The following is a 22,252-nucleotide window of genomic DNA, read 5'->3' as shown; positions in this document are numbered from 1 at the left end:
GCGGTTGCGCGGATAACAGCTGCAACGAGGTTAACCGATGAAGCAACGCGACATGAACCCTGACTGGATTTCCACCGCCCGCACCCTCAGCGAGGCGCTGCCCTATCTGCAACGCTATGACGAGGCGATCGTCGTCATCAAGTTCGGCGGTCACGCGATGGGCGATGATGCGGCGATGGAGACCTTCGCGCGCGACGTCGTTCTGATGCGGCAGGTCGGCGTGAACCCGGTGATCGTGCATGGCGGCGGCCCGATGATCAACGAAATGCTGGACAAGCTGGCGATCAGGTCGGATTTCGTGAACGGCAAGCGGGTGACGGACGCGGCCACCATGGAAGTGGTCGAAATGGTCCTGTCGGGCCGCGTGAACAAGCGGATCGTGCAGGCCATCAACGCGCAGGGCGGGCGCGCCGTGGGCCTGTCTGGCAAGGACGCGCATCTGGTCACCTGCGATCCGGCCGATCCGGCACTGGGGCTGGTCGGCGTGCCCAGCCAGATCGATCCGGGCATCCTGCACACGCTGTTCCGCGACGATGCGATCCCGGTGATCGCGCCGCTCGGCGCAGGCCGGGGCGGCGAGACCTACAACATCAACGGCGACACCATGGCCGGCGCCATTGCCGCGGCTCTGAAGGCGGATCGCCTGTTGCTGCTCACGGATGTGGACGGTGTGCGCGACGCGCAGGGCAAGGTGATCACCGACCTGAAGGCCGATCAGGTGCGCGCGATGACCGCCGACGGCACGATTTCCGGCGGCATGATCCCCAAGACCGAAACGGCGCTGCACGCGATCGAAGGCGGTGTGCGCGCGGTGGTCATTCTAGATGGCCGCGTCCCCAACGCACCGCTGCTGGAGCTGTTTACCGACCATGGTGCAGGCTCGATGATCCGCGCATGAGCGCGCCGGGCCATGATGCGATTGCCCGCGCTGCGGCGGCGCATGGGCTGAACGTCATGGGCGGCGCGCGGGAGGATGGCGGCACGGTGATCCTGCTGGGCCCGTCGCGCGATTTCTGGCCGCTGATGAAGGCCAGCGCCGAAATGCAGGACGGGCGGCCGGATCCGATCGATCGCTGGTCGCGCCGGGTGATCGGTGATCTTGCCGGGCAGCTGGGCGCCGAGGCGCTGTTCCCGTTCGGCGGCCCGCCCTACCTGCCCTTCCTGCGGTGGGCAATGGAATCGGGCCGCGCGTGGCAAAGCCCTGCTGGAATGCTGGTGCATGATGTGGCCGGTCTGATGGTGTCCTATCGCGGCGCGCTGAGGTTTGCGCAGCAAATCGACCTGCCCCGGGCCGGGCAATCCCCTTGCGTGACCTGCGCCGACAAACCCTGCCTGACCGCCTGCCCCGTGGATGCGCTCAGCGCCGCGCGCGGCTATGACGTTGCCGCCTGCCACCGGTTTCTGGATACGCCGCCGGGGCAGGATTGCATGACCCAAGGCTGCAAGGCGCGCCGCGCCTGTCCGGTCTCGCAATCATTCGCGCGCGATCCCGAACAATCGGCGTTTCACATGCGCTATTTTCACCGCTGAGTCGCGGGCGGCTCAATGCCCCAAGATCTGGCTCAGGAACAGTTTCGTGCGCTCGGACCGGGGATTGTTGAAGAACTCCTCCGGCTCGTTCTGTTCGACGATCTGGCCCTCGTCCATGAAGATGACGCGGTTCGCGACCTGCCGCGCAAAGCCCATCTCATGCGTGACGCAGAGCATCGTCATGCCCTCTTCGGCCAGCTCGATCATGGTATCCAGAACCTCCTTGATCATTTCGGGGTCCAGGGCCGATGTCGGCTCGTCGAACAGCATGATGCGCGGCTTCATGCACAGGCTGCGCGCGATGGCGACGCGCTGTTGCTGGCCGCCGCTGAGCTGGCCGGGATATTTGTGCGCCTGATCGGGGATCTTGACCTTCTCAAGGAAATGCATCGCCGTCTGCTCGGCCTCGCGCTTGGGCGTCTTGCGCACCCAGATCGGCGCCAGAGTACAGTTTTCAAGGATGGTCAGGTGCGGGAACAGGTTGAAATGCTGAAAGCACATGCCAACCTCGCGCCGGATCCTGTCGATGTTCTTGATGTCCGACGACAGCGTGATCCCGTCCACCTCGATCGTGCCTTTCTGGTGCTCCTCCAGCGCGTTGATGCAGCGGATCAGCGTCGACTTGCCCGAACCGGAAGGCCCGCAGATGACGATGCGCTCGCCGCGATTCACCGTCAGGTCGATATCGCGCAGGACGTGGAAGGCGCCGTACCATTTGTTCATCTTGCGGATCGAGATCGCGACCTCGTCCAGAACCTTCATTTCTGCGTCGGCCATGTTGAATTTCCCCTTAACGATGCCCGGTTGACAGCTGGCGCTCCAACCATTGCGAATATTGCGAGATGCCGTAGCAGACGACGAAGAACAGCAGCGCGGCAAAGCCGAACAGCTCCCAATAGATGCCTTTCCATTCGGACGCGGCCAGGATCGGACCGCGGATCATCCCGATCAGATCGAACATCGAAATCACCGACACCAGCGTCGTGTCCTTGAACAGGCCCACCGCGATATTGACGATGCCGGGAATCGAGATCTTGAGCGCTTGCGGCAGGATGATCAGCCGCATCGCTTGCGCGTAATCCAGACCCAGACTATCGCCCGCCTCGTATTGTCCCTTCGGCAGCGCGGCGAGGCCGCCGCGCACGACCTCGGCAATGTAGGCGGCGGCGAAGATCGTGATCATGATGATGACGCGCAGGATCAGATCGAACGACGTGCCGGGCGGCAGGAAATAGGCGAGGACCACATTCGCGACGAAAAGCAGCGTGATCAACGGCACGCCGCGAATGAACTCGATAAAGACGACGCTCATCCCCTTGATGAGCGGCATCCGCGACTGGCGCCCCAGCGCCAGCAGCACGCCCAGCGGGATCGACAGGCACAGGCACGTCACGCCGAGGATCATGTTCAACATGAACCCGCCCAGCTCGCGGGACGGCACATGCACCAGCCACGGGCGCGCCGGGGCAATGGCCGACACGATCATGCCGCCGATCCACCATGTCAACGCAGCGGCGGCAATGCCGGCGAAAAACCCGGTCGCAAAAGAGCTTCTGACAAGGCCCGCATAGGCCAGATAGCCCGCGACAAAGCCCAGAAGCGCGACGATGGGCGTCAGGACCGTGCCGCCCCAGATCAGGTAATAGGCGACGAATGGGTAAAGCGCCGTGATGATCAGCAGCCTGCGCGGCAGATTGAAGAACATGACCGGCGCCGCCGCCGCGAACAACAGCACGAACGCGGTGGCAGGCCGCCAATACTGATCCCTTGGATACTCAAACCCGAAGAGCAGCTGATTCCACCGCTCGGTCAGCACGGAAAAACATCCGCCAACCTTGCCCTGAAGCACCTCGCGGCATGCGGTCAGGCTGGGCGTGGTCCAGACGCCGTTGAACAGCCACGGCAGGATGCCCCGGAGGATGAAGAAGATCGCGACAAGCGCCGCGATGGTCAGCAGGGCATTGACCCAGGTGCTGAACAGGTTCTCGCGCATCCAGCGAATAGCGCCCCTTTGCCTGGCGGGCGGTGGCGCGGCGGGGATGGCGGTGTCACGCACGAAGGCGACAGATTGGGCATGTGTGTCCGACATCCTATCGCTCCTTCAGCTTGACGGAGTTGTTGTAGATGTTCATCACGACCGAGATGGCCAGTGAAATGGCCAGATAGAACAGCATGATCAGCAGCACGCACTCAATGGCGCGGCCCGTCTTGTTCAGCGTGATTCCCCCCAGCGTCGCCGTGATGTCGGAATACCCGACCGCAATGGCCAGCGAGGAATTCTTGGTCAGGTTCAGGTATTGCGAAATCAGCGGCGGGATGATGACGCGCAGCGCCTGCGGCAGCACGACCAGCTTCATGATGCGCCGTGGCCGCAGGCCCAGCGCCGCCGCCGCCTCGGTCTGGCCGGACGAGACGGCTTGAATGCCGGCGCGCACATTCTCTGCAATGAAGGCGCCGGTATAGATCGACAGCGCGAACCACAGCGCGATGAACGATGCGCTGATCTGGACGCCGCCCTGGATGTTGAACCGGTTTGACAATGTGTCCGGCGCATCAAATCCGATGGGGCGGCCCATGATGAAATACGCCAGCACCGTCGGCACGATCAACAGCGCCAGCGTCGGCCAGAACGTGGGAAGGATCCGGCCGGATGAAAACAGCGTCTTGGTGACGTGGCGGCGGTAAAGTGCAATCGCGATCAGCGACAGGACGAACACGGCCAGAACCACAGCCGCCCCCGCGTTCCATACCGGCATGGGCACATAGACGCCGCGATTGGTGAACGCCATGACGCCGAACATCATGTTCCGCTCGGGATCCTCGCCCAGATAATCGCGCGCGACCGGAAACGCGTTGGTCACCGCCGCGTAGATGATCAGGATCCAGATCAGGACCGGCACGTTGCGGAACGCCTCGACATAAGCGGCCATGATGCGCGATACGATCCAGTTGTTCGACAGGCGCAGCACCCCTGCGATCACGCCAAAGACCGTTGCCATCGCGCATCCCAGAACCGCGACAAGCAGCGTGTTCAGGATGCCCACCTTGGCCGCCTGCCAGTTGGACGACTGGCTGGTATAGGGGATCAGCGCCTGCTCGACGCCATATCCGGCCTCGCTGCCCAGAAACTTGAACGAGATGTCCAACCCGGCGGCGCGCAGGTTCGATACCAGATTGGCGCCCAGATAGGCAAATGCGACGATCAGAGCGATCAGCGCGATGGCCTGAAAGGTGTAGGCACGGTATCGCGTATCGCTCAACAGTTGCGATACATGAAATCCGCCCTTTTCGGGGTCGGTCATGGTCGTCATCAATACTTCCCTGATTTTTCGCACGCTCTGTTGCGGGGTTGGTTTGTCCGACCCTCACGATGTCCGAAACTTATGTCGGCACCGGGTGCCATGGCGCTGAGGGGCGCGGTCCGTGCCGCGCCCCTCAGCCAAGGATGTTCAGCGGAACGGGGGCGCGTAGAGCAGGCCGCCATCCGTCCATTGCGCGTTCAGACCGCGCGCCAGACCGATGGGCGATGCCTCGCCGATGTTCTTCTCGAAGATCTCGCCGTAATTGCCGCCGGCCATGATGGCGCGCTTGGCCCATTCATTGTCCAGACCCAGCATTTCGCCCAGATCGCCCTCGGTGCCGAGGATGCGGTTGATTTCGGGCGCATCGCCCGCCTGCGCCGACAGCTCGCCGATATTGGCGCTGGTGATCCCGGCCTCTTCGGCGGCGATCAGCGCGTTCAGGGTCCAGCGCACCACATCCGCCCATTCGTTGTCCCCGTGACGCACCAGCGGCGCCAGCGGCTCCTTGGAAATGATCTCCGGCAGCAGCACATGCTCGCCCGGCGCCTCGAACGTGGCGCGGGTGGAGGCAAGGCCCGACATGTCCGTCGTATAGGCATCGCAGGCCCCGGCCAGATATTGCTGCTGGCCTTCGGCGTTCGTCTCGATCGGGACGGGCTCATAGCTGATGTTGTTCTTGCGGAAATAATCGGCAAGGTTCAGCTCGGTCGTGGTGCCGGTCTGCACGCAGATGGTCGCGCCATCCAGATCCTTGGCCGAGCTGACGTTCAGCGCCTTGGGCACCATGAAGCCCTGGCCGTCGTAATAGTTGACACCGATGAATTCGAACTTCAGATCGACATCGCGGCTGAAGGTCCAGGTCGTGTTGCGCGCCAGAAGGTCGATCTCGCCCGAGGACAGCGCGGTAAAGCGCGTCTTGCCGGTGGTCGGCACGAACTGCACGGCGTTCGGATCGCCGAGGACCGCAGCGGCGACCGCGCGGCACATCGAGACGTCAAAACCCTGCCATTCCCCATTGGCATCCGGTGCGCCAAATCCGACCAGGCCGGTGACAACGCCGCAGTTGAGCTTGCCGCGCGCCTTCACATCGTCCAGCGTCCCGGCGGCAGCAGCACCGGCGGAGACCCCGGCAAGTGCCAATGCGCCAAGAATTACTGATTTTTTCATATTTACCTCTTCCTGATTGTCCACCCATTCAGGCCGGGCGGTTTATACGGTCCGGAGCGGACCGAAGCAAAACTGCAAGGGTTTTCCCCTCAGTCTGCGCAAGTTTGGCGGGATTCATTCTTAAAGGTCAAGTGTTGCATGATCAAAAATCATCGCAAGGCGAGGCATTTACCTTAGGTCACTGGCGTCGGTTAAAATCAGCGCGCTTCACTCAAGAGCATAAAAAATTCCCGCGCGTGAAAAAAGGCATCGCGTTTGATCCCGGCGGTTCTTTCGGCCTCTTCATCGGCGCCCCACAGCTCGGCCTGCCATGCCTCGTCGAGGCGCGAGGCTTGCCAAAGCGGCGCGATATCGCGGTCAGGCTCCAGCGCGGCCAGCCCGATCACCAACGATCCCGACAGCGCCACCAGATCATGCAGGGCCGTCAGGGCAAACGCGTCCAGATCATGCACCCTCGTGCGCAGCTTTGCGATCGCGGCCGGGTCCTGTGCGGCGGGCATCACACCCGTGACAACCGTCAGCCGCGCGTCCAGCGCCGACGCAGCCCAGTCCAGCAGCGGATCCCACTCCTCGGACTGGCGCAGGACCAGCTCCCCTGGCGCGGCGGCGCGGTGGAACAGCAGGTCAGTCTCGCCATAGGCCGCGATCATGTCGGCCACGGCCGCATGCTGATGCGCGACCTTGTCGATCGCAGCGTTGGCCGAGCGTGTCATCGGCATCTTGCGCGGGTCGATCTGCTGATCCACGGCGTTCCATTCCGCGGCGATCGCACGGGCAAGGGCACGCGTGGGCACCACCAGCGGCGCCTTGGCCGGGGTCTTGACCGGCCGACCGTCAAGGGCGATGCCGCGGCCCTCGCCTGCATCCGTGACCTCGGCCGCCTTCCAGAACCGCTTTGCCGCCCATTCGCTCATTGCGCCTTCTCCCATATCGCACTCAGCCGCGCGGGAAGATCCGTCCAATCGCTCAGCAGGTGATCGGCCCGCAGATCGGCAGCGGGGTGATACCCCCACTCAACGCCGATGGTGCCGATGCCGGCCGCGCGGGCCATGTCCATGTCATAGGTCGTATCGCCGATCATCACCGCGTCGCCTGCATCAACGCCCGCCTCGGCCAGCGCGGCGTGTATCATCGCCGGATGCGGCTTGGACGGGTGAAAATCCGCGACCTGCTGCGTGACGAACATCGTCTGCAGCCCGTGCCCCTCCAGCAGCTTGTCCAGCCCGCGCCGCGATTTGCCCGTCGCCACGCCCAGCAGCAGATCGTCCCGCGCCGACAGCGCCTCCAGCATGTCCCGTGTGCCGGGAAACAGCGGCGAGGATTGCGCGGCGCCCGCCTTGGCCCGCAGGCTCAGGTAGCTGCGTTTGTAGCCGTCCACGAGCGCGTCATGCGCCGCGCTGTCCAGCTCCGGCGCCAGCCGCGCCATGGCCACCGGCAAGGACAGCCCGATGATGCCGATGATCGCCGCGCGCTCGGGCACCGGCACGCCGAATTCGTCGAACGCATGATGCATGGACGCGACAATATCGCCCTGGCTGTCCACCAGCGTGCCGTCCACGTCAAAGATGATCAGGCGCAGTGGTGCCGTCATTCCAGCTCCTCGAAGGGATCGGCGGGCACGTCGGCCGGCGACCATTGGAACGTGTCCCAGGTGTGCTGCATATGCGGCGGCAGCGGCGCGGTCAGATGCAGCATGGCGCGCGTGACGGGATGCTCGATCTTCAGCGAGCGGGCATGCAGGTGCAGCTTTTTCGAGATGTCGCCGCCCAGCTGCGCGCCCCAGCCATCGCCAAGGTTTTCCTGCCCCGAGCCGCCGTATTTGCCGTCGCCCACCACCGGATGCCCCAGCTCGGCCATATGCGCGCGCAGCTGATGCGTGCGGCCTGTCACTGGCACCAGCGCACACCATGACGCGCGCGCCCCCACCGCCTCCAGCACCGCGTAATCGGTAGTCGCGTGTTTGGCGCCCGGCGTATCCTCGACATCGCGGGGATGGATCGCGTGCATCTTCTCGCCCTCGCCCTTGGCGCCGTGGCCGGGTGCCTTGACCAGACCGAACTTGATCGTGCCCATGCGCGGGGTCGGCACGCCGGCAACGGCGGCCCAGTAGAGCTTGCGCGTATTGCGGTGGCGGAACGCGGCGGTCAACCCCTTGGCCGCCTCGCGCGTGCGGGCCAGCATCAGAACGCCGGAGGTATCCTTGTCCAGCCGGTGCACCAGCCGCGGCTTTTCCTCCATGCCAAAGCGCAGCGCCTCGGCCAACCCGTCGACATGGCGCGTGGTTTTCGAGCCGCCCTGCACCGGCAATCCCGGCGGCTTGTTCAGCGCGATCACATGCTCGTCGCGGTAGATCACGCAGGCGCGGATCATCGCGGCGTCGGCATCGGTGACATGCGCGCGCGCCCGCGCGGTCGCCTCGGCGGCATCGGGCAGCGGCGGGATGCGCACGGCCTGCCCGGCCTCCAGCCGCGCCGCGGCCTTGACCCGGCCGCCATCGACGCGCAGATCGCCCTTGCGGCACATCTTTTCGATCCGGCCCTGCTGCAGATGCGGGAACTGGCGGCGCAGCCAACGGTCCAGCCGCTGATCCGCGTCGTCCTTTGATACATAGATCGTCTGAACGCCGCTCATGCCAGCACCCCCCGCATCACCCATAATCCCAGCGCCAGCGCGCCAATCGACAGCCCCACCGAAAGGGCAACATAGAGCAGCGCCGCGGCGATATCGCCCCGTTCGACCAAGGCCAGCGTCTCAAGCGAGAAGGCCGAAAAGGTGGTGAACCCGCCCAAGATGCCGGTCATCACGAAGGGGTTCAGCGCCTCCTGCCCGCGCTCCAGCGACCAGACCGCGAAGACGCCCATCAGGAACGATCCGAGGATGTTCACCGATATCACGCCCAAGGGCAAAACCTGCACGCCGATGCGCGCGGCCCACAGCCCTGCGCCAAAGCGCAGGCTGGCGCCGATCGCGCCGCCGGCGGCGACCTGAAGAAGGGTCATGAACATGCCCGCTCTGTCGCGCGCTGCCATGCCATTGTCAAGCGCGGCGGCGTGGTACATCTGCCGCACAAACCCCTTGTCGGCAGCGGGATGTGATCGCTAACATGGCCGACACCAGCAACCTGCAAGGCAACATCATGACAGAAACCCCCGCCGCCCTCCTGCGCCGCCTTTTCGATCGCGCGGTCGAGGTGGCAGATCCGATGCAAAGCCTTGCGGCCTGCCTGCCGCCCCGGCCCGAGGGGCGCGTCGTGGTGATCGGCGCGGGCAAGGCCTCCGCGCGCATGGCCGAGGCGGTCGAGGCCGCGTGGGGCCCTTGCGAGGGGCTGGTCATCACGCGCTACGGCTATGCCCGGCCCTGCAAGGGCGTGCGCATCGTGCAGGCCGCGCACCCGGTGCCCGATGCCGCCGGACAGGCCGCGACCACCGAGATGCTGGCGCTTCTTGAGGGACTGGGCGAGGGCGATTTCGTGCTGGCGCTGATCTCGGGCGGGGCCTCGGCGCTGCTGACGGCGCCGAAGGGCGATGTCACGCTGGCCGAAAAGCAGGCGGTCAATCAGGCGCTTCTGGCGTCCGGCGCACCCATCGGCCAGATGAACGTTGTGCGCAAACATCTCAGCCGCGTGAAGGGCGGCAGGCTGGCGACCGCGGCGCATCCCGCGCGCATGCTGGCCCTGCTGATTTCCGATGTGCCGGGCGACGATCCGGCGATGATTGGCTCCGGTCCCACGGTGGGCGATGCCAGCACCCCGGCGGATGCAATGGTCACGCTCGACCGCTTTGGCATCGACGTGCCGCTTTCGATGCGGGCCGCCCTGCGGGGGCCGGGGGACACGGTTGCGCCAGGTGATCCCCGCCTTGCGCATGTGCAGAACGTCATCTACGCCGCGCCGTCGCAATCGCTGGCCGCAGCCGCCGAACTGGCCCGCGCCGCCGGGCTGGACGCACGCATCGGCGCCGACGATCTGGAAGGCGAGGCGCGCGACGTTGCCGCCGCCCATGCGCGGGAGGTTCTGGAGGTGCAGGCACGCATGGCGCCCGGCGACACGCCCATCCTGCTGCTCTCGGGCGGCGAATTGACGGTCACGCGCCGCGGCGACGGGACCGGCGGGCCAAACGCGGAATATGCGCTGGCGCTGGCGATACAGCTGAACGGCGCGCCGGGCATCCACGTCATCGCCTGCGACACGGACGGCGTAGACGGGGCCGCGGACGTGGCCGGCGCGATCATCGGCCCCGAAACGCTGGAGATTGCGGCGCGGCTAAGCGTCGATCCCGTGCAGGCGCTGGCCCGGAACGACGCGCATACATTCTTCGACCAGATCGGCGCGCAGGTCGTCACGGGCCCGACGCTGACCAACGTCAACGATTTCCGCGCCATCGCGATCTATCCCGCGCCCGGCGCAGATGGCTGACGGGCACCCCCCCCGCAGCGTGCGCTTGAATTTGGGCCACATCGCGCTATTTATTCCACCGCCGAGGCGCGGATCATCTGCCCGATTCCACGCCGCGAACGCTGCCTGTTTAGGCCATTGGACAAAAGGACATCACTGCCATGATACGTCGTTTCTTTCTGATTGCCACCGCCGCCTGCGCCCTTCTGACCGGCGCGCTCGCCACCGCGGCGCTTGCGCAAGGCACCGTCATGGAAGCGGCCGAGATCGAGCGCCTCCTGACCGGCAACACCGCCGAAGGGCAGTGGGACGGCGCCAGCTACAAATCCTATTTCGGACCTGGCGGGACGACCGTCTTCGTTCCGTCGGATGGTGCCCCCCTGCGGGGTAAATGGCGCGTGAACCCAGAGACCAACCAATACGAGAGCTTCTTCGACGCCGTCGGCTGGACCGGCTACACCATCCTGCGCACCGACGCGGGATTTGCCTGGGTGCTGAACGACAAGGCCTATCCGTTTGCGGTGATCGAGGGTCGCGCGCTCAGTTTCTGAACCTCACCCCTGCCACTCCAGCAACGTGATGCGCGTGTCGCCATATCGGCGCTGATCGCGCAGCGTGCAGTTCGGCGGCGGCGTGATAGCCTGGCTTTCCTCCCAGACGATCAAAGCGCCCGGCGCCAGCCAGCCACCGGCAATCAGCGCGCCCAGCGCCGCCTCTCCCAATTCGCGGCCATAGGGCGGATCCAGAAACACCAGCGTCGCGGGCGCGCCCTGCGCCGCCCCCAACCTGCGCACATCCCGGCGCATCACCTTCGCCCGGTCCGCAAGGCCGGTGAGGCGGATATTCTCGTCCAGCAACGCCAGCGCCGCGCGACCGTTTTCCACGAATTGCGCCGCCGCGGCACCGCGCGACAGCGCCTCAAGGCCCAGCGCGCCGGTGCCGGCAAAGACGTCCAGCACCTCGGCATCCTCGATTACGCCAAGCCCCGTCAGTACGCTGAAAAGGCTCTCGCGCACGCGGTCCGATGTGGGGCGCAGCTGCGCCGCCGCGTCCCCCTTGCCCACGGAGGCCAGACGCCGGCCGCGCGCCTCTCCGGCAATGATCCTCACCTGAGCAGCGATTTCAGGTCGGTGCCGGGGTCCGCCACGGCCGCCGCGGGCGGCGACTTGCCCGCGTCGATCAGGCGTTTGCCGACCATGTAGGCGCGCGGCTCGTTCATGGCGTCCACGGCCAGCAGGTCATCGCCGCGATAATACCAGAAAGAAGCCGACCGCGCATCGCTTCCGGGGCGCGAGACGACGCGGTCATACCCCAGGTTCAATCCCGCCATCTGCAGCTTGACGTCATACTGATCCGACCAGAACCACGGCTGCGGCACGTATCCCTTGCCCGCGCCCATGATGTTGCCCGCCACGCATTCGGCCATGTCGATGGCGTTCGGCACGCTTTCCAGACGCAGCCGCACGCCGTTGTACGGAAACGACGCGCAATCCCCGGCGGCCCAGATCGCCGGATCGCTGGTGCGCCCTTCGGCGTCCACCTTGATGCCGTTGTCGATCTCCAGCCCGGCCGCCTCGGCCAGGCCCGTGCACGGCGCGATGCCGACGCCGACGATGACGAAATCCGCCTCGATCCGCGTGCCGTCGCTCAGCAATGCGCCGGTGACGTGCCCCTCGCCCAGCAACCGCTCCAGCCCAACACCTTCGCGGATATCGACGCCGTGCGCGCGGTGCAGCGCGCGGAAGAAATCGGACGTCTCCGGCGCCGCGACGCGCTGCAGGATGCGCTCGGACATCTCGATCACCGTCACCTGCAGCCCTTTCCTGGCCGCAACCGCCGCCGCCTCCAGCCCGATATATCCGCCACCGACGATCAGCACCCGCGCGCCACTGCCAAATCGCGGCCCCATCGCATCGGCATCCGCCAGATCGCGCACCACATGCACGCCGTCCAGATCGCCGCCGATCGCGTCAGGCAGCCGCCGCGGCACCGATCCCGTGGTCAAAACCAGCGTGTCATAGGAAATCGCCTCGCCGTCCAGATGCACAAGGCGCGCATCCCGGTCGATCCGCTGGGCGGGCTGCCCCAGACGCAGGTCGACGCCAACCTCCTGATAGTAATGATGCGGGCGCAGATAGAGTCGCTCCAGCTCCATTTCCCCCAGCAGATAAGCCTTGGACAGCGGCGGGCGCTGATAGGGCGGCGAGGGCTCTTCGCCGATCAACGCGATGCTCCCGTCAAACCCGTCCTTGCGAAGCCGCGCGATCAGCGAGGCACCCGCCTGCCCCGCGCCGATGACAACGATATCCGCCATGTTGCGCTCCTCTTGCTCTGGGCGTCCGCATTTTGGCTTGGCCCCGACAGCGCTTAACCTATATCGGTCAGGCATATCAGCGCAATCAACAGTCAGGATGCAATCATGTCCATCTCCAAGGGTGACAAACTGCCCGCCGCGAACCTTACCCACCTGGGCGCGGACGGCCCCGAAACCGTCGATCTGGCGGCCAGGACAGCCGGGCGCAAGGTGGTGATCTTCGCGGTGCCGGGCGCCTATACGGGCGTTTGCACCACCGCCCATGTGCCCAGCTTCGTGCGCACGGCCGATCAGTTCGCCGCCAAGGGCGTGGACGAGATCATCTGCATCTCGGTCAACGATCCCTTCGTCATGGGCGCATGGGGCGAGGCGACAGGCGCCGCCGCGGCAGGCATCACCATGCTGGGCGATGCCGAAAGCACGTTCACCAAGGCGATGGGCATGGATTTCACCGCACCGCCTGCGGGCCTCATCAACCGCTCCAAACGCTACGCGATGCTGGTCGAGGACGGCACCATCACCCTGCTGCACGAAGAGGATAACCCCGGCCAGTGCAACGTCTCGGCGGGCGAGGCGCTTCTGGACGCGATGTGACCGCCCGTTCTTCTTGCTGAAAATATCCCGGGGAGGAGCCGCATCGCGGCGGAGGGGCAGCGCCCCTCTCCCTTTCCTGTCACCCTGCGGCGCGCCGGATCAGCCCGCCAGAATATCCATCTTGCGGGCCAGCTTTGCGTCCAGCGTGCTCAGGCCGTCCACGTCATGCGTGGTCAGCGTCACCGAGACCTTGTTATAGACGTTGCTCCATTCGGGGTGGTGGTTCCACTTCTCGGCCCAGACACCGGCGCGCACCATCCAGCCCAGCGCATCGGCAAAATCGGAGAACTTGAACTCCTTGCTGATCGCATCGCGCCCCTCGACCAGGCTCCAGCCATCTCTCAAAAGCGGCTCGATCATTGTCGTGCGCGCCGTATCGCTCAGCTTTTCGGTCATTGGTGATCCTCCTTCGGTGTTTTCCTGAACGGCCCGTAGGACGTCAGTATCTCGATGTCCTGCTCCACGGCGGCGCCTTCCGCGCGCAGATATTGCGCCACCGCTTCGGCAAAGCCCGCATCGCGGATCCAATGCAGCGAATGCGTGGCCACCGGCAGATATCCGCGTGCCAGCTTGTGTTCTCCTTGCGCGCCGGCCTCGACGCGGGCCAGCCCGTGCTTCAGAGCGTAATCAATCGCTTGATAATAGCACAACTCAAAGTGGAGGCACGGGTGATCCTCGGTGCAGCCCCAGTAGCGGCCATATAACGCCGACGCCCCGATGAAGTTGACCGCGCCCGCCACGGGCCGGCCCTGCCGCCGCGCAAATATCAGCAGGATGTCGTCCCGCAGCGTCTCGTGCGCGATGTCAAAAAAGGCGCGCGTCAGGTAGGGCGTGCCCCATTTGCGCGCGCCGGTATCCTGATAGAACTCCCAGACGGCGTCCCAATGCTCGGGCCGGATCCGGGCGCCGGTCAGCTGCACGATCTCGCCGCCGAAATCCTGCGCGCTGCGGCGCTCCTTGCGAATATTCTTGCGTTTGCGCGCGCTGAGCGCCGCGAGAAAGGCGTCGAAATCGGCATAGCCCTCGTTCAGCCAGTGAAACTGTTGCCCGGTGCGGCGCAAAAGGCCGATCCGCTCGCCCGCCTCGGCCTCGGCCCCGGTGCAGAAGGTGATGTGCAGCGACGAGAGCGCATTGCCTTCGGCGATCTGCACGGCGCCCTGGATCAGCGCGGCGCGCCCGGTCTCCTCATGCCCCGGACGGGTCAGGAACCGGCGGCCGGTCACGGGGGTAAAGGGCACGGCCAGCTGCAGCTTGGGATAGTAACGCCCGCCGACCCGCTGATAGGCATCCCCCCACGCGTGATCGAAGACGTATTCGCCCTGACTGTGCGATTTGGCGTAAAGCGGCGCGCAGGCGATGATCTGTCCATCCACCTCGGCGGTCAGGTATTGCGCCTGCCAGCCGGTGCGCGGCCCGACCGAGCCGCTGTCCTCCAGCGCCTTGAGAAAGCGGTAGGTGGTGAACGGATCGAAGGGGCGGCCGCCCTGCGCCGCCTCGGGGCAGGCGCAGGCATCCCAATCGGCGGCGGCGATACCGCTTAGATCGCCATGCGCGCGGATGGTGATGTCACTGCCGGATGTCATGGATTCGTCGCCTCGCTGCCCACGCTCAACCTGTGCCTTTCGGCGCGCGATTCAAGACGGCTGATCGGGCAGATACCGCTCGAAGGTGATATTCGCGGCGATGCGCCGCGCCGCGCGCTCGGCCTCCGGGCTGCGGATGGTCCAGCACAGGATCGCGGCGCCCCCGGCGGCCAGCTCGGCCACGCGCGGGCGGTCCAGATCGTCCCATTCGTGACTGATGAAACAGGCGCCGACGCGCGCATAATCGGGAATGCCGCGCAGCCGGTCCCGCACATCCTGCGGCAATTCGGGGCAATCCTCCGCCCTGTAGGCGCAACTGACGATGCCGCGCGGCACATCCGGCGCGGCGCGCCGCAAGGCATTGACCGAGTGGGGGTTGAACGACATCACCGCGAACGGCCCGTCATATCCCGCCAGATCGCGGGCCACCGCCGCCTCCAGCACGCCGTCGACCGGGCCCATCTGCCCGTGCTGGTCCTTCACCTCGACCAGCAGCGGCACGCGCCCGGCAACCAGCGCCAACACTTCGGCCAGCGTCGGGATGCCCTCATCGCCACCCGTCAGCGCGATGGCAGCAAGGCCCGCGGCGCTGCGGGCGCGAATCGGGCCAGTGGCATCGGTCAGGCGGTCCAGATCGTCGTCATGGAACACCATGGCGACGCCATCGGATGACATTTGCACATCGATCTCGATGCCATAGCCCGCATCCACCGCCGCGCGGATCGCCGCGCGCGAGTTTTCAGGCCGGCCCGCCTGCAGATCGTGCAGGGCACGATGTGCAAGCGGCCGGCGCAGGAAGGCCGGGTCCAGCGCTGTCATGCGATCTGGAAGATACCTTCGATTTCCACCGCAACGCCCAGCGGCAAAGACGCGGCCGACACCGCGGCGCGCGCATGTTTGCCCGCATCGCCCAGCGCTTCGGCCAGCAGATCGGACGCGCCGTTGATGACCTGCGGCTGCTCGGTGAAATCGGGGGTGGAGTTGACGAAACCGCCCAGCTTGACCACCCGCACCAGACGGTCCAGATCACCGCCGCACGCCGCCTTGACCTGCGCCAGCAGCGATATCGCACAGCGGCGCGCCGCCGCGGCGCCTGCCGCCGTGTCCAGATCATCGCCCAGCTTGCCCGTCAGCAGGCCGCTGTCATCGCTTGAGATCTGGCCGGAGACATAGACCATGTCGCCCACCTGCACATACGGCACGTAATTTGCCGCAGGCGCCGGTGCGTCGGGCAGCTTCACGCCCATTTCGGCCAGCTTCGTCTCGAACTTACCCATCTGTCGCATTCCTTCGTGCTGTTTTTTCACCGCCGGACGCTATCTTGCCGCGCGGCGGATTGAAACGGCAAAAACGGGGCGCATGCATGCGTCCGGCGCACCCGAATACTTGCGCGCGAACGCGTAAAACGCTACGTCGCGGGATGGGGATGAGCCGGCGCATGCCGGTATGCGCGCTGCGTGCCATGGCTTTGATCGCCGAAATTGGGCGCCGGTTCGACACGGCGCCGCGCGTTTTAGGAATTTTGCGTCGCTTCGGCGGCAAAACGTCATGGCTGGCCCGAAGGTGATCTTTTGAACCAACTCTCTCTTGTTTTCAAACCCTTGGCAGTGCGGGCCGTTCTTTGTGCCGGTCTTCTAGGGCTGCTGTCGGCCTGCGCGCAGCCTGATCCGGCAGTCACGCGCGGTGCGCCCCACGATCCTTACGAGCAATCGAATCGCCGCACCCACGCGTTCAACAAGTCACTAGACAAGGCGCTGCTGCGGCCCGTGTCGGAGGGATACAGCGCGTTCGTCGCCGATGATGTCGAGACGGTGATCAGCAATTTCTCGACCAACCTGACGCTGCCCGGCTCGATCGTGAACAACATGCTTCAGGGCAACGGGCGCGGCGCGACCAGCGATTTCTATCGCTTTGTGGTCAACACAACGCTGGGGCTCGGCGGGCTGTTCGATACCGCGACGGATCTGAACATGTCGGCCCATACCGACGCCGATTTCGGCAAGACGCTGTATGTCTGGGGCGTGAACGAGGGGCCGTATGTGGAACTGCCGGTTCTGGGGCCGTCGACCAGCCGCGCGGCGGTGGGCCGGGTGGTGGATCTGTTTACCAATCCGCTGGACTTCGTGATCGAAGACCCGGAGGTCTATTATGCCTTGGGCGCGCGCGCCTCGCGCGGCCTGACCGGGCGTGCGCGCTATAGCGACACGATCGACTCGGTGCTGTATGACAGCGCCGACAGCTATGCCGCGGCGCGGTCGCTTTATCTGCAAAATCGCCGCTTCAAGGTGGGAAATGGCGGCAGTGAGGCCTATCTCGATCCCTACGACACGGACGGCGGCGCCCCGGCGGCCGCCGCGCCCCCCGCAGCAGTCAGCGCAGATTACGAGGATCCCTATGACCAATAAAATCTCCCGCCGCGGCGTAATGGCGGCCGCAATCGGTGCGGCCTGCGTGGCCACGCTTCCCCGCAGCGTTCTGGCGCTGACGCAAAGCGGCGCGAGAACGCTGGTCGACAGCCTTGTTGCCGAGATCAACCGCGTCATCGCCAGCGGCGCGTCGCTGAACGCGATGATCGGCCAGTTCGAGGCGATCTTCCGCCGCTACGCCGATGTCGATCTGATCGCGCGCAGCACCTTGGGCGCGGATGCCAACCGCGCGAGCGCCGCGCAGATGCGCGCCTATACCGAGGCGTTCCGCGGCTATATCGCGCGCAAATACGGCAAGCGGTTCAAGGAGTTCGTCGGCGGCCAGATCGAGGTGCAGAACGTGCGCGCCGTCAAATCCTGGTACGAGGTGCAAAGCCGCGTCAACCTGCGCGGCGAGGCCCCGTTCGACGTGCGCTTCCTCGTGTCGGACCGGTCCGGGCGCGATCTGTTTTTCGACATGGTGATCGAAGGCATCAGCCTGCGGCTGAGCGAGCGGACCGAAATCGGCTCGATGCTGGATCGGCGTCAGGGCAATATCGACGCGCTCATCGCGGATCTGCGGCGGGCGGGATAACCTGCACCGCACCGGCCCGCCGGGATAGGGAAAAGGCGCGCAGCCCTCGCAGCAGGGCGCGCGCCTTTTTTCATGGGCCGCGCCTTGCGGCGGCCGCGAGTGTTCAGCCGCCGAGCAGCTGGCGCAGGATGCTCTGGATCGGCCCCTCGCGCTGCTGCGGCTGCGGGCGCGGCTGCATCTGGCCGGGGCGGTCCTGCTGCAGCGTGTTCGGTTCCTGGCTGCCCTGCTGGCCCTGGTATCCCTGATATCCCTGGCCCGGTTGCTGATTGACGATCTGCGGCTCTGCCGGGCGCTGGACCGGGCGGTCCATCGGCAGGGGGGTGGCGGGCATGCCCTCCTGCACGCGCACCATCACCTCGCGCCAGATCTCCGCCGGCAATCCGCCGCCCGTCACGCCGGTCAGGGGGGTGTTGTCGTCATAGCCCATCCAGACGCCGGCCACGTAATCGGCGGTAAAGCCCAGGAACCACGCATCGCGCGCCGCCTGCGTCGTGCCGGTCTTGCCCGCCGCCTCGCGGCCCGGCAATTTGGCCCGCGCGCCGGTGCCGCCATCGACGACCTGGCTCATCATCCAGGTCAGCTCGCGCGCCGCATCCTCGCGGATCACGCGCTCGCCAATGCCGCCGCCCGCGCCCATGACGGGCTGATCCTGGCCCAGCAGCTTCAACTCGACGAGGCCATAGGGCGTCACCGACGAGCCGCCGTTGAGGATGCCGGCAAAGGCGCCCGTCATTTCCAGCAGCGTGCTTTCGGACGCGCCTAGCGCCAGCGCGGGACCGGCGGCCAGATCGCTGTCGATGCCGAAATCGCTGGCCACCTTGCGCACCAGATCGAGGCCGACCGCTTCGGCCACCTTGACGGCGGGGATGTTGTAGGACCTCTTCAGCGCCTCGGCCAATGTCACGCGGCCGTGAAACCGGTTGTCGTAATTGCTGGGACACCACTGGCCCGAGCCGGGAATGTTCAGGCAATATGGCTCGTCCACGACGGTATCCATGCTGGAGTGTCCCAGCTCCAGCGCGGTGGCATAAACGAACGGCTTGAAGCTGCTGCCGGTCTGGCGCTTGGCCTGCGTTGCGCGGTTGAAGGCGCCCGATACCTTGGTCTGGCGCCCGCCGATCATCGCGCGCACGGCCCCGTCCGAGGACATGACCACCACGGCGGCCTGCGCCTTGGACCCGTCGCGCAGCTTTTCGTCGAAGACGGCGCGCAGCCCTTCCTCGGCCGCGCGCTGGATGCGCTGGTCGAGCGTGGTGCGGATGATGACATCCTCCGTGGTGTCGCGCGTAAAGAATTCGGGGCCCGACGACATCACCCAATCGGCGAAATATCCGCCCGCCTGCCGCTCCGCCGCCTCGGACAGCTCGGCCGGGTTGGCCTGCGCCACGGCGGCTTCGGACGGGGTCAGGAAACCCTGGGCGCGCATCAGGCCGATCACCACCGATGCGCGGTTCTGGCTGCGCTCGATATTGCTGGTCGGCGCCAATGTGGACGGCGCGGTCAGAAGACCCGCCAGCATGGCGCCTTCGGACGGGTTCAGCTGGGCCGCGTGTTTGCCGAAATAGCGCTGCGCCGCCGCCTCGGCGCCGTAGGCACCGCCGCCCATGTAAGCGCGGTTCAGATAGATCGAGAGGATTTCTTCCTTGGAATACTTGGCCTCCATCGCCAAGGCATAGATCGCCTCCTTGGCCTTGCGGCTCAGCGAGCTGCGGCGGCAATCGGCGATGTAATCCGCCTCGCTCTCCCATTCGGACTCGACATATTCGCGCCCCACGCACAGCAGTTTGGCCGTCTGCTGTGTCAGGGTCGAACCGCCGTGGCCCGACAGCGGCCCGCGCCCCTCGCGCAGGTTGATGCTGATCGCGCTGGCAATGCCGATGGGATCGACGCCGGGATGCATGTAGAACCGCTTGTCCTCGGTCGCGATCACGGCGTTGCGCAGGTGCTTGGACACCGCCTGCGCGTTCACCGCCCCGCCGAACTGATCGCCGCGCCACGCAAACACGTCGCTGTCGCGATCCAGCAGCGTCACCGAGCCGCGCGCGCGCCCGTCCAGCAGCGCCGATACCTCGGGCAAGGTGGTGTAGGTATAGGCGGTCATCACCCCCACGATCAGCAGCACGATCGCCGTCAGCCGCCAGCCGATCCCCCAGACGATGCGCCAGACCCAGCGAAACAGCCCGAAGATGCCGCGCGTGACGACGTTGCCGCCGCGCGGCCGAGCAGGCGCGCGTTTGCGGGCCTTGCGCGGGGTCGATGCCGCCTTCGGTTTCGTCTTTGCCTTGGTCTTGCGCCTGTCGGCCACCAAAGGTGGCTTGCGCCGTCCTGAATTGCTCATCTATGCCCTGCCCGGCCCTGATCGGGGTGCGCCCCCATGTTTGGGCGCCATACTAGCGCTCTATATCGCCAATGTAGAGACCGCACATCCCCGCGTGGCGTTTTTTGAGGTTTTGAGCAATCGCCCGCGTCCGGTTCTGCGCAGCTTGCAATCCGGTGGCCGAATCGCGCGCGCGCATGCTAGGTCTTGTGGCATGAACGAACACGCCCCCCATATCGGCCACTCCGCGCCCGTGATCCGCCAGCTTGACGAGGCGGCGATCAACCGCATCGCGGCCGGCGAAGTGGTGGAGCGACCCGCCTCCGCCGTCAAGGAACTGGTCGAGAACGCCATCGACGCGGGCGCGCGGCGCATCACCGTGGAGATTGCCGATGGCGGCAAGACGCTGATCCGCGTGAGCGATGACGGCTGCGGCATGGCGCCGGACGATCTGCCGCTGGCGCTGGCGCGGCACGCCACGTCCAAGATCGACGGGAGCGACCTGCTCAACATCCACAGCTTCGGCTTTCGCGGCGAGGCGCTGGCCTCATTGGGCGCGGTCGGGCGGCTGACCGTCACGTCGCGCGCGGCCGGGCATGACGGCGCCGAAATCGCGGTGTCGGGCGGCAAGGTTGGCGCGGTGCGCCCCGCCGCGCTGAACGGCGGTACCATCATCACATTGCGCGATCTGTTCCACGCCACGCCCGCGCGGCTGAAATTCATGCGCACCGACCGGGCCGAGGCGCAGGCCATCGGCGACGTGATCAAGCGGCTGGCGATGGCCGAGCCGCAGGTCAGCTTTACCTTGCGCGACGTGTCGGGCGGCGGCGAAGGGCGGCAGACCTTCCGCGTCGATGCCGAAACGGGTGATCTGTTTGATGCACTCCACGCGCGGCTTGCCCGAATCATCGGCCGCGATTTCGCCGACAACTCGATGCGCATCGACGCCGAGCGGGACGGGTTCCACATGACCGGCTGCGCGGGCCTGCCAACCTATTCGCGCGGCGCCGCGGTGGCGCAGTTCCTGTTCGTGAATGGCCGCCCGGTGCGCGACCGGATGCTGATCGGCGCCCTGCGCGCGGGCTATATGGACGTGCTCAGCCGTGACCGGCACCCGGTGGCCGCGCTTTTCATCGACTGCGCGCCGACGCTGGTGGACGTCAACGTGCATCCCGCGAAATCCGAGGTGCGGTTCCGCGATCCCGGCACCGTGCGCGGGCTGATCGTGTCGGGGCTGCGTCACACGCTGGCCGAGGCGGGGCACCGCGCCTCCTCGACCGTGGCGGCGGGCACGCTGGGCGCCTTCACGCCCGAGCCCACCGGCGCGCGCGTCTACCAGATGGACCGCCCGTCCGCGCAGGCGCGCGCCGCCAGCTATGCCGCGCAGGCGCCGGGATTTTCGGAGATGCAGAGCAGCTACAGCGCCCGCGCCGAGCCGGAGCCGCAGCCGGAAGCGGCGCAGACCTCGGCCCCGCTGGGCGCCGCCCGCGCGCAGGTGCATGAGAACTACATCATCGCCCAGACGGACGAGGGTATCGTCATCGTCGATCAGCACGCCGCGCATGAGCGGCTGGTCTATGAGCGGCTGAAACGCCAGATGGACGAGCGCGGCATCGCCGCACAAGCCCTCCTGATCCCCGAGATCGTCGATCTGAGCGAGGCCGATTGCGCCACGCTCTGCGACGCGGCGGCGGAGCTTGCCCCGCTGGGCCTGAGCATCGAGCCCTTCGGCGGCGGCGCCATCGCGGTGCGCGAAACCCCTGCGATCCTCGGCAATGTGGATGCGCGGGCACTGATCCTCGATGTGCTGGACGAATTGACCGATCAGGGCGGCAGCGACACCTTGCGCGCGCGGATCGACGCGATCCTCAGCCGCATGTCCTGCCATGGCTCGATCCGGTCGGGCCGCCGCATGCAGGCCGACGAGATGAACGCGCTGCTGCGCGAGATGGAGGCGACGCCGCTCTCGGGCCAGTGCAATCACGGGCGCCCCACCTATGTCGCGCTGAAGCTGAGCGATATCGAACGGCTGTTCGGGCGCAGCTGAGGCGG

At 66.2% G+C, this 22,252-nt stretch carries 23 protein-coding genes; 8 read left to right on the top strand and 15 right to left on the bottom strand.

The annotated features are described in order from the left end of the window. Positions 1–37 precede the first annotated feature (37 nt). Entirely contained in the window at positions 38–898 is an 861-nt protein-coding gene (gene argB, locus DC366_RS11045) for an acetylglutamate kinase (RefSeq protein WP_108692258.1), read from the top strand. After that, on the top strand, positions 895–1,530 hold the full coding sequence (locus DC366_RS11040; protein WP_108692257.1) for a ferredoxin: 636 nt from the start codon (positions 895–897) through the stop codon (positions 1,528–1,530). The genes argB and DC366_RS11040 overlap by 4 nt, the downstream gene beginning before the upstream one ends. 12 nt (positions 1,531–1,542) lie before the next feature. On the opposite strand, the gene DC366_RS11035 is transcribed toward DC366_RS11040, so the two are convergent. The 8 genes from DC366_RS11035 to crcB all read right to left on the bottom strand — a co-directional run bounded on the left by DC366_RS11035 (position 1,543) and on the right by crcB (position 9,004). Then, positions 1,543–2,307 carry an amino acid ABC transporter ATP-binding protein gene (locus DC366_RS11035; RefSeq protein WP_108692256.1) on the bottom strand — a complete coding sequence of 255 codons (765 nt, stop codon included), beginning with the start codon at positions 2,305–2,307 and terminating at the stop codon, positions 1,543–1,545. Positions 2,308–2,320: 13 nt separating this feature from the next. Continuing rightward, a complete protein-coding gene (locus DC366_RS11030; protein ID WP_108692255.1) occupies positions 2,321–3,619 on the bottom strand; it encodes an amino acid ABC transporter permease in 1,299 nt (432 codons plus the stop codon). Position 3,620: 1 nt separating this feature from the next. Beyond that, the gene (locus tag DC366_RS11025) at positions 3,621–4,841 is read right to left on the bottom strand and encodes an amino acid ABC transporter permease (protein WP_108692254.1); all 1,221 of its coding nucleotides are present in this window, start codon (positions 4,839–4,841) and stop codon (positions 3,621–3,623) included. Between the two features lie 138 nt (positions 4,842–4,979). Further along, on the bottom strand, positions 4,980–5,999 hold the full coding sequence (locus DC366_RS11020; RefSeq protein WP_108692253.1) for an amino acid ABC transporter substrate-binding protein: 1,020 nt from the start codon (positions 5,997–5,999) through the stop codon (positions 4,980–4,982). A 197-nt stretch (positions 6,000–6,196) separates the two neighbouring features. Then, positions 6,197–6,913 carry an ATP12 family chaperone protein gene (locus DC366_RS11015; protein WP_108692252.1) on the bottom strand — a complete coding sequence of 239 codons (717 nt, stop codon included), beginning with the start codon at positions 6,911–6,913 and terminating at the stop codon, positions 6,197–6,199. Then, positions 6,910–7,590, bottom strand: coding sequence for an HAD-IA family hydrolase (locus tag DC366_RS11010; RefSeq protein ID WP_108692251.1), 681 nt, complete (start codon positions 7,588–7,590; stop codon positions 6,910–6,912). The genes DC366_RS11015 and DC366_RS11010 overlap by 4 nt, the downstream gene beginning before the upstream one ends. Further along, positions 7,587–8,630: an RluA family pseudouridine synthase gene (locus DC366_RS11005; RefSeq protein WP_108692250.1), complete on the bottom strand. Its 1,044-nt coding sequence runs from the start codon at positions 8,628–8,630 to the stop codon at positions 7,587–7,589. Before DC366_RS11005 ends, DC366_RS11010 begins: the two co-directional genes overlap by 4 nt. Further along, entirely contained in the window at positions 8,627–9,004 is a 378-nt protein-coding gene (gene crcB, locus DC366_RS11000) for a fluoride efflux transporter CrcB (RefSeq protein WP_108692312.1), read from the bottom strand. The genes DC366_RS11005 and crcB overlap by 4 nt, the downstream gene beginning before the upstream one ends. 131 nt (positions 9,005–9,135) lie before the next feature. On the opposite strand from crcB, the gene DC366_RS10995 reads away from it, so the two are divergent. Together DC366_RS10995 and DC366_RS10990 are read left to right on the top strand one after the other, a co-directional pair. Beyond that, a complete protein-coding gene (locus DC366_RS10995) occupies positions 9,136–10,413 on the top strand; it encodes a glycerate kinase type-2 family protein (protein ID WP_108692311.1) in 1,278 nt (425 codons plus the stop codon). Positions 10,414–10,553: 140 nt separating this feature from the next. Beyond that, on the top strand, positions 10,554–10,943 hold the full coding sequence (locus DC366_RS10990; protein ID WP_108692249.1) for a hypothetical protein: 390 nt from the start codon (positions 10,554–10,556) through the stop codon (positions 10,941–10,943). A gap of 3 nt (positions 10,944–10,946) precedes the next feature. On the opposite strand, the gene rsmD is transcribed toward DC366_RS10990, so the two are convergent. Together rsmD and DC366_RS10980 are read right to left on the bottom strand one after the other, a co-directional pair. Beyond that, positions 10,947–11,501 carry a 16S rRNA (guanine(966)-N(2))-methyltransferase RsmD gene (gene rsmD / locus DC366_RS10985; RefSeq protein WP_108692248.1) on the bottom strand — a complete coding sequence of 185 codons (555 nt, stop codon included), beginning with the start codon at positions 11,499–11,501 and terminating at the stop codon, positions 10,947–10,949. Then, positions 11,498–12,706 carry an NAD(P)/FAD-dependent oxidoreductase gene (locus DC366_RS10980; RefSeq protein WP_108692247.1) on the bottom strand — a complete coding sequence of 403 codons (1,209 nt, stop codon included), beginning with the start codon at positions 12,704–12,706 and terminating at the stop codon, positions 11,498–11,500. The genes rsmD and DC366_RS10980 overlap by 4 nt, the downstream gene beginning before the upstream one ends. A 105-nt stretch (positions 12,707–12,811) precedes the next feature. Here DC366_RS10980 and DC366_RS10975 point away from each other — a divergent pair, with 105 nt between their 5' ends. Further along, positions 12,812–13,300 carry a peroxiredoxin gene (locus DC366_RS10975; protein WP_108692246.1) on the top strand — a complete coding sequence of 163 codons (489 nt, stop codon included), beginning with the start codon at positions 12,812–12,814 and terminating at the stop codon, positions 13,298–13,300. A 99-nt stretch (positions 13,301–13,399) separates the two neighbouring features. Here the strand turns inward: DC366_RS10975 and DC366_RS10970 are convergent, their stop codons facing one another. The 4 genes from DC366_RS10970 to DC366_RS10955 are packed head-to-tail and all read right to left on the bottom strand — an operon-like array spanning position 13,400 to position 16,160. Then, on the bottom strand, positions 13,400–13,696 hold the full coding sequence (locus DC366_RS10970; protein ID WP_108692245.1) for a 4a-hydroxytetrahydrobiopterin dehydratase: 297 nt from the start codon (positions 13,694–13,696) through the stop codon (positions 13,400–13,402). Beyond that, complete coding sequence (locus DC366_RS10965; protein ID WP_108692244.1) at positions 13,693–14,883, bottom strand: GNAT family N-acetyltransferase; 1,191 nt, start codon at positions 14,881–14,883, stop codon at positions 13,693–13,695. Before DC366_RS10965 ends, DC366_RS10970 begins: the two co-directional genes overlap by 4 nt. Positions 14,884–14,934: 51 nt before the next feature. After that, on the bottom strand, positions 14,935–15,702 hold the full coding sequence (locus DC366_RS10960; protein WP_108692243.1) for a glycerophosphodiester phosphodiesterase family protein: 768 nt from the start codon (positions 15,700–15,702) through the stop codon (positions 14,935–14,937). Continuing rightward, a complete protein-coding gene (locus tag DC366_RS10955; RefSeq protein WP_108692242.1) occupies positions 15,699–16,160 on the bottom strand; it encodes a RidA family protein in 462 nt (153 codons plus the stop codon). Before DC366_RS10955 ends, DC366_RS10960 begins: the two co-directional genes overlap by 4 nt. A gap of 294 nt (positions 16,161–16,454) precedes the next feature. Here DC366_RS10955 and DC366_RS10950 point away from each other — a divergent pair, with 294 nt between their 5' ends. Both DC366_RS10950 and DC366_RS10945 read left to right on the top strand, forming a co-directional pair. Then, positions 16,455–17,288, top strand: coding sequence for an MlaA family lipoprotein (locus DC366_RS10950; protein ID WP_243405102.1), 834 nt, complete (start codon positions 16,455–16,457; stop codon positions 17,286–17,288). Next, positions 17,278–17,883 (top strand): MlaC/ttg2D family ABC transporter substrate-binding protein, encoded by a 606-nt coding sequence (locus tag DC366_RS10945; RefSeq protein ID WP_207768697.1) that lies wholly within the window; start codon positions 17,278–17,280, stop codon positions 17,881–17,883. The genes DC366_RS10950 and DC366_RS10945 overlap by 11 nt, the downstream gene beginning before the upstream one ends. A gap of 103 nt (positions 17,884–17,986) precedes the next feature. Here DC366_RS10945 and DC366_RS10940 read toward each other — a convergent pair whose 3' ends face one another. Beyond that, positions 17,987–20,221: a transglycosylase domain-containing protein gene (locus tag DC366_RS10940; protein WP_108692241.1), complete on the bottom strand. Its 2,235-nt coding sequence runs from the start codon at positions 20,219–20,221 to the stop codon at positions 17,987–17,989. 193 nt (positions 20,222–20,414) lie between these two features. Between DC366_RS10940 and mutL the strand changes: the two genes are divergently transcribed. After that, on the top strand, positions 20,415–22,247 hold the full coding sequence (mutL, locus tag DC366_RS10935; RefSeq protein WP_108692240.1) for a DNA mismatch repair endonuclease MutL: 1,833 nt from the start codon (positions 20,415–20,417) through the stop codon (positions 22,245–22,247). The last annotated feature ends 5 nt before the right edge of the window (positions 22,248–22,252 follow it).

It is taken from the genome of Pelagivirga sediminicola (genome assembly GCF_003072125.1).
Classification (GTDB): Bacteria; Pseudomonadota; Alphaproteobacteria; order Rhodobacterales; family Rhodobacteraceae; genus Roseovarius; species Roseovarius sediminicola.
Note: the sequence above shows the minus strand (reverse complement) of the source record. Positions and strands in the feature narration are given on the sequence as shown.

What these genes read in the sequence shown, in the direction of transcription:
- argB (WP_108692258.1), top strand. Translation starts at nt 38, where the DNA reads ATGAAGCAACGCGACATGAACCCTGACTGGATTTCCACCGCCCGCACC.
- DC366_RS11040 (WP_108692257.1), top strand. Translation starts at nt 895, where the DNA reads ATGAGCGCGCCGGGCCATGATGCGATTGCCCGCGCTGCGGCGGCGCAT.
- DC366_RS11035 (WP_108692256.1), bottom strand. Translation starts at nt 2,307, where the DNA reads ATGGCCGACGCAGAAATGAAGGTTCTGGACGAGGTCGCGATCTCGATC.
- DC366_RS11030 (WP_108692255.1), bottom strand. Translation starts at nt 3,619, where the DNA reads ATGTCGGACACACATGCCCAATCTGTCGCCTTCGTGCGTGACACCGCC.
- DC366_RS11025 (WP_108692254.1), bottom strand. Translation starts at nt 4,841, where the DNA reads ATGACGACCATGACCGACCCCGAAAAGGGCGGATTTCATGTATCGCAA.
- DC366_RS11020 (WP_108692253.1), bottom strand. Translation starts at nt 5,999, where the DNA reads ATGAAAAAATCAGTAATTCTTGGCGCATTGGCACTTGCCGGGGTCTCC.
- DC366_RS11015 (WP_108692252.1), bottom strand. Translation starts at nt 6,913, where the DNA reads ATGAGCGAATGGGCGGCAAAGCGGTTCTGGAAGGCGGCCGAGGTCACG.
- DC366_RS11010 (WP_108692251.1), bottom strand. Translation starts at nt 7,590, where the DNA reads ATGACGGCACCACTGCGCCTGATCATCTTTGACGTGGACGGCACGCTG.
- DC366_RS11005 (WP_108692250.1), bottom strand. Translation starts at nt 8,630, where the DNA reads ATGAGCGGCGTTCAGACGATCTATGTATCAAAGGACGACGCGGATCAG.
- crcB (WP_108692312.1), bottom strand. Translation starts at nt 9,004, where the DNA reads ATGTTCATGACCCTTCTTCAGGTCGCCGCCGGCGGCGCGATCGGCGCC.
- DC366_RS10995 (WP_108692311.1), top strand. Translation starts at nt 9,136, where the DNA reads ATGACAGAAACCCCCGCCGCCCTCCTGCGCCGCCTTTTCGATCGCGCG.
- DC366_RS10990 (WP_108692249.1), top strand. Translation starts at nt 10,554, where the DNA reads ATGATACGTCGTTTCTTTCTGATTGCCACCGCCGCCTGCGCCCTTCTG.
- DC366_RS10980 (WP_108692247.1), bottom strand. Translation starts at nt 12,706, where the DNA reads ATGGCGGATATCGTTGTCATCGGCGCGGGGCAGGCGGGTGCCTCGCTG.
- DC366_RS10975 (WP_108692246.1), top strand. Translation starts at nt 12,812, where the DNA reads ATGTCCATCTCCAAGGGTGACAAACTGCCCGCCGCGAACCTTACCCAC.
- DC366_RS10970 (WP_108692245.1), bottom strand. Translation starts at nt 13,696, where the DNA reads ATGACCGAAAAGCTGAGCGATACGGCGCGCACGACAATGATCGAGCCG.
- DC366_RS10965 (WP_108692244.1), bottom strand. Translation starts at nt 14,883, where the DNA reads ATGACATCCGGCAGTGACATCACCATCCGCGCGCATGGCGATCTAAGC.
- DC366_RS10960 (WP_108692243.1), bottom strand. Translation starts at nt 15,702, where the DNA reads ATGACAGCGCTGGACCCGGCCTTCCTGCGCCGGCCGCTTGCACATCGT.
- DC366_RS10955 (WP_108692242.1), bottom strand. Translation starts at nt 16,160, where the DNA reads ATGGGTAAGTTCGAGACGAAGCTGGCCGAAATGGGCGTGAAGCTGCCC.
- DC366_RS10945 (WP_207768697.1), top strand. Translation starts at nt 17,278, where the DNA reads ATGACCAATAAAATCTCCCGCCGCGGCGTAATGGCGGCCGCAATCGGT.
- DC366_RS10940 (WP_108692241.1), bottom strand. Translation starts at nt 20,221, where the DNA reads ATGAGCAATTCAGGACGGCGCAAGCCACCTTTGGTGGCCGACAGGCGC.
- mutL (WP_108692240.1), top strand. Translation starts at nt 20,415, where the DNA reads ATGAACGAACACGCCCCCCATATCGGCCACTCCGCGCCCGTGATCCGC.